7 protein-coding genes are annotated in these 4,373 nt (G+C 59.7%); 6 read left to right on the top strand and 1 reads right to left on the bottom strand.

The genetic code is table 11. The features are described from left to right. Positions 1-134: 134 nt before the first annotated feature. A complete protein-coding gene (locus WAN02_RS29825) occupies positions 135-755 on the top strand; it encodes an MPT63 family protein (RefSeq protein WP_422268986.1) in 621 nt (206 codons plus the stop codon). Between the two features lie 85 nt (positions 756-840). On the opposite strand, the gene WAN02_RS29820 is transcribed toward WAN02_RS29825, so the two are convergent. Continuing rightward, positions 841-1,599, bottom strand: coding sequence for a thioesterase family protein (locus tag WAN02_RS29820; protein ID WP_422268987.1), 759 nt, complete (start codon positions 1,597-1,599; stop codon positions 841-843). A 357-nt stretch (positions 1,600-1,956) separates the two neighbouring features. On the opposite strand from WAN02_RS29820, the gene WAN02_RS29815 reads away from it, so the two are divergent. The 5 genes from WAN02_RS29815 to WAN02_RS29795 form a co-directional block, all read left to right on the top strand. Further along, positions 1,957-2,178 (top strand): hypothetical protein, encoded by a 222-nt coding sequence (locus tag WAN02_RS29815; protein WP_422268985.1) that lies wholly within the window; start codon positions 1,957-1,959, stop codon positions 2,176-2,178. A 186-nt stretch (positions 2,179-2,364) separates the two neighbouring features. After that, positions 2,365-2,817, top strand: a complete 453-nt coding sequence (locus WAN02_RS29810; protein WP_422268984.1) for a hypothetical protein — start codon at positions 2,365-2,367, stop codon at positions 2,815-2,817. Positions 2,818-2,861: 44 nt separating this feature from the next. Continuing rightward, positions 2,862-3,545, top strand: a complete 684-nt coding sequence (locus WAN02_RS29805) for a hypothetical protein (protein WP_422268983.1) — start codon at positions 2,862-2,864, stop codon at positions 3,543-3,545. A gap of 22 nt (positions 3,546-3,567) precedes the next feature. After that, positions 3,568-4,122 carry a hypothetical protein gene (locus WAN02_RS29800; RefSeq protein WP_422268982.1) on the top strand — a complete coding sequence of 185 codons (555 nt, stop codon included), beginning with the start codon at positions 3,568-3,570 and terminating at the stop codon, positions 4,120-4,122. Positions 4,123-4,129: 7 nt separating this feature from the next. Next, positions 4,130-4,373: hypothetical protein (locus WAN02_RS29795; RefSeq protein WP_422268981.1), on the top strand; the 244-nt coding region annotated here is incomplete at its 3' end.

Genomic DNA, 4,373 nt, shown 5'->3' with positions numbered 1-4,373 from the left:
GCTAGTGGGCCTGAATTCGGCAAGAACGCAATCGGGTTGGGTTTGAAATGGCTGCCGGTCGGCTATTTCAACCCAGCGTGCTCTTCTGACTACGAGTTCGCGCTCGGAAAACAAGAAACCAAGAAGGAGCCATCGTGAAGTTCACAACGACGACAATGAGGACGGCGATTGGTGCCGCGGGTATTGCCGCGGTGAGCCTCGCCGCCGCAGGAACCGCTTCGGCCGCGCCCAACATTCAGGGATTCGGTGCCAGCGAGCCTCTGATCGACGGGCCGATGGTAACCAACTACACGGTAAGCAACCTGCAGCCAAGCAACATCGTGATTCCCGGCTTCACTCCGAAGGGAACGCTGTACCAAGCTGACGTTGTCGTTCGGTCGGACGGCGGGACCGTCACACCGCAGGTGCGAGACTTCACCGCTCGCGGGCCCAACGGTCAGACCTACAAATTGATCGACAACGTCGAGGTCCCCAACGGCCTCAACCCGGCGCCCATCGCCCAGGGCAGTGAGTCAAAGGGCACGCTGTACTTCGACGCGACGGGCGCACCGCCGAACGGCATCGCCTACAACGACGGACTGCAGGACATCCTGATGTGGACGTCGAACATGCCGGGGACGTCGGCCAACACACCGGGAGCCTCCCCGAACATGTCGGGAACATCGCCGACCATGCCGGGAACATCGGCGCCTAGCGTTGAGCCGGGCAACACTGGCCCTGCGCCGGGTGCGCTTCCCGCGCCGGCGACGACCTAGCCCGCTGTGAAGTGTCTCCCCTCGCCACGACCGGCGAGGGGAGACATTTTCTAGTGATGCGCTAAACCCGCGGTGCGGCAAGGCCTTACCATTGACTTGGCTTAAATGCGCCGGGAGGCTGGGCGAGAGCTAACACCGTGCCCGTTCCGATAGGGCCCGCGCTGTCGAACAGAGTCGCCGTCCCGGCCCCCACACCGCCGTTCCCGTAGTAACTCTGCGCAGCCAGTCCGATGTACTCGCCTTCGGGCAATCGACTGATCGCCACGGTGTAATCGGCATTGATGTGCCGTAACCCTGCTGTGCCCCAGTGCGTCAGCGAACTGATGATGTCGCCGGCAACGGCCGCACGGGTGAACGGGGTGAGTGGGTGCCCTGCCACCATCGGGCGAAACATGCGCGTCCACGCGAACTTCTGCACACCAGGCTGCTCCCACTCAAGCGGAGGCATTCCTGCAGTGCCGGGGTCGGAGGTCGCGCTGGCGGTCCAGATGGCGAATGGCACCTCCGCTTCGAGAATCTCAGAGTCAGCCGGCATCGGCGGCATAGCCACGGGTGCCGACCACACCTGACCCTCGGGCTCGGCACCGCGCCGCAAGAAGAGCGCGCTGGCTCGCGCGACGACTTGGCTGTTTTGCAGCAGCGCGGCGTCGACGAGTTTGATACGACGGCCCTCACGTTGAATCGACGTCTCGATCGACACCGGTGCAATGGGCACCGGGCGCAGGAGATCAACCGTCAGTCGAGCCGGTTGAAGGTCGTCGTCGCCATGCCGATCCAATGCCCAACCCAGTAGCCCGCCGACGATCTGACCGCCCATCGTCTGACCCCACGGTCCCCCGGTCATGGCTCCGGGAAGGTAAGAGTCGCCGTCAGCGGTGAAGAATGCATCCACCCGCTCATGTTAGGGAGCGGGTGGAATTGCACGGACCGCCGCGCCTAGCGACAGTCTGTATTGGTGCGGGCGGAGGGACTCGAACCCTCTACAGCTATCCCGATCTGTGGCCTAAATACGGTTCTAGCTGCGAAAAGACGCCACGGTACTTAACGCTAGTTATCTGTAACTCCCACAATTTTGTGGGAACGGTGTGGGTGCGACCACCGCCAAGGGTCGTTTGCTGTCATTGAACATCCACAATCAACCGATAACGGAAGGCTTAGAACCATGCCCTACCTACCGCTGAACTGGCGCAGATACCTCACTATGACCCCGCTGGTGGTCTTGATGGCCGCGAGTATCGCTGTGGCAACAGCGATTATCGCCCGCGCCGACTCCACCGATGACCAAATCTGCCAGCAGTCAACACAATTCGGATTAAGTCCCGATCAGATCACTACCAACCTGCATAACGGCCAGCCGAACATGCCGGAATTCCGGCAACGCGGTGAAGTCCTCAACGCTCTTGGAGGTTGCGACCAACCCTGATCATCACCAAATCGGCACCGTGGGTCACCGGCCTGCGGTGCCCTTTTTTGCCGCCCAGCTTCAACGGAGAGCAACTTTAGCCATACCGGCGTGTCATCGCTGGAATGTGGAAACATGCGGACCTGTGATTGATGATGACTACCCCGAACCCAGCGCTACGCAGAGCCGCCTACGCAGGGTCCACCGATGACCGATCCCATCACCGCGTGGGCGGCTGCCATGGAAGCTGCCGAACCGCTCTACACGCGTGCCATCGTGCTTGGCTACAACGTGAGCGCCAGCATCAATGCGGAAATCGGACCAACACCGGAAAAGACAGTTACGGAAGTGTCGTTTTGGGTACGACGGTTTGACCTGCCATCCGGTGCTGAACACACCTTCGCCACGACAGCAGAGGCCAGCGCATACCTTGACCACCTAAAAACCTTGCCAGTGTATTGCCTTGAGCTAGAGAACAATCCGCGTATCAAGGTTGAAACCAAAATTGACCCACTGCCCCATGGTCATGCGAGCACGTGGATCACCGACAACCAGACCGGTGAGGTTTTCGGCGTTCGATCCGCAGACCTGGAGGCAGTCACGCGGTTGTGCATCCACGCAGAAAGCCAACCGAAAATTGGCAATTGGGAACCGGCTTAGCCGGCTGGACGGTTGCCCCTCAGCCGAAAGGAAGGACAGAACGAGTGTCAAACCTTCAAGATCTGGCGAAGTACCCGCGATGGCTCATCCTGATCGGATTCGGATTGGGCTCAGTCATCTTGGCGGTCGCCTGGGCATCTCTAGCCAGTGCCGATATCTACGGAGTGCAGATCAAACCAGATCCGGAAAGCGCGTCTCGCTATGTTGGCGGAGCCGTTCTCGGGTTGCTAGGTCTAGTGCTAATAGGTTTCGGCCTCAAAGGCCGTCGCACCGAGCACAGGGAAGCTGATCTAAAACAAGTTCCAGTTGAGCGGATAGAGATAAAGGACGTTCGACTCGAAACGCGGCGTCCCCACGATCCCCAGTACTGGGCGTCGGGGAGCGTTACACCCCCACAGCCACGGATCAGGATTTGGCTTCTTCGGGAGAGCCTGGCTCAGGGGACAGGAAAATTCACCCTTAACGGCAAAGGTCACGCAACCACCGATGAAGATGGCAAGTGGGAACAGTCAATTGGTATGTGGCCGGGGAGCTTCTATATACATGCCGTCGTCACAACGGACGAGAATGAAAAGTTCTATCGGTGGGCGATCAGCGCTCGCGAAGCGGCACTAAAGATCGTTCAACAGCAGCAGCAGAGCACCAACTCGTATGACGTTCCGGGATGGCCGCCGCTCGAATCCCTTCCCGACACGTGCCGTAGCGACAAGTACCGCATCGACGTTTGAGACGCAGAGGGGGCTAGACGCGATGGGTTGGTGGGACCATCTGACGCAGGCACAGGGCACCGTGATCGGCGGCGGATTCGTACTCGTTGCAGCGTTTATCGCGTTCGGCACTGGCTTCTTAGAACGCAAGAGACAGCAGCGCAATTACCATTACGAGGAGGCGAAACGCGCCTACCAAGATGCGGTCGCGTACGCGATTGCATCACGTGGCCTCCACAAGGTGCCGCAGGAGGAACGCCGCGAGGTTGTGCGGCGGTTAGAAGCCACGTCGCATGAAGGCGCCGCTCAGCTTTTTCTAACCGTACCCACTGCTTCGGCTGAATTGGTCGACCGATACACGAGGTTGGCGGCCCGAAAATCAATGCAGGAGTTGGGTATTCCGGAAAACAAGCAACCGTCGATGGTTGAGCCAGACGAAGACTTTGACACCACCCTAGAACATGTCCGGCGACAACTGGCGCGAAACCTGCTGCCTCTCAACAAACACCGTCGCGATCTGCGCAGGCCTGTACCCAATGCCGCCAAGCCACCGAGGCAACTATTCAAGCTCGGTCCTGTAGTCGTCCGTTGGGGATAGGTAGAAGATGACAGACCACGACTCAGAGCACGACACCGAGCAAGCTCCGACGGAGCAGCCCAGCGCAGAGACCACCGAGCTAGCTCCAGTCAACCATGCCGAGCAGGTCCAAGCGTGGTCGGCCGATGACGCCGCCGAAGTTGACTCCGACTCACCACGCCGCTGGCTGTCGGTAGGACTCGTCGGCCTGGTCATTCTTGTGATCGGTGCGTTGATTTTCTTTGCCGCAACACTTTTAAGCTCGCACAAGT

The organism is Mycobacterium sp. (assembly GCF_049281135.1).
Lineage (GTDB): Bacteria > Actinomycetota > Actinomycetes > Mycobacteriales > Mycobacteriaceae > Mycobacterium.
Note: the sequence above shows the minus strand (reverse complement) of the source record. Positions and strands in the feature narration are given on the sequence as shown.

What these genes read in the sequence shown, in the direction of transcription:
- WAN02_RS29820 (WP_422268987.1), bottom strand. Translation starts at nt 1,599, where the DNA reads ATGACCGGGGGACCGTGGGGTCAGACGATGGGCGGTCAGATCGTCGGC.
- WAN02_RS29815 (WP_422268985.1), top strand. Translation starts at nt 1,957, where the DNA reads ATGACCCCGCTGGTGGTCTTGATGGCCGCGAGTATCGCTGTGGCAACA.
- WAN02_RS29810 (WP_422268984.1), top strand. Translation starts at nt 2,365, where the DNA reads ATGACCGATCCCATCACCGCGTGGGCGGCTGCCATGGAAGCTGCCGAA.
- WAN02_RS29800 (WP_422268982.1), top strand. Translation starts at nt 3,568, where the DNA reads ATGGGTTGGTGGGACCATCTGACGCAGGCACAGGGCACCGTGATCGGC.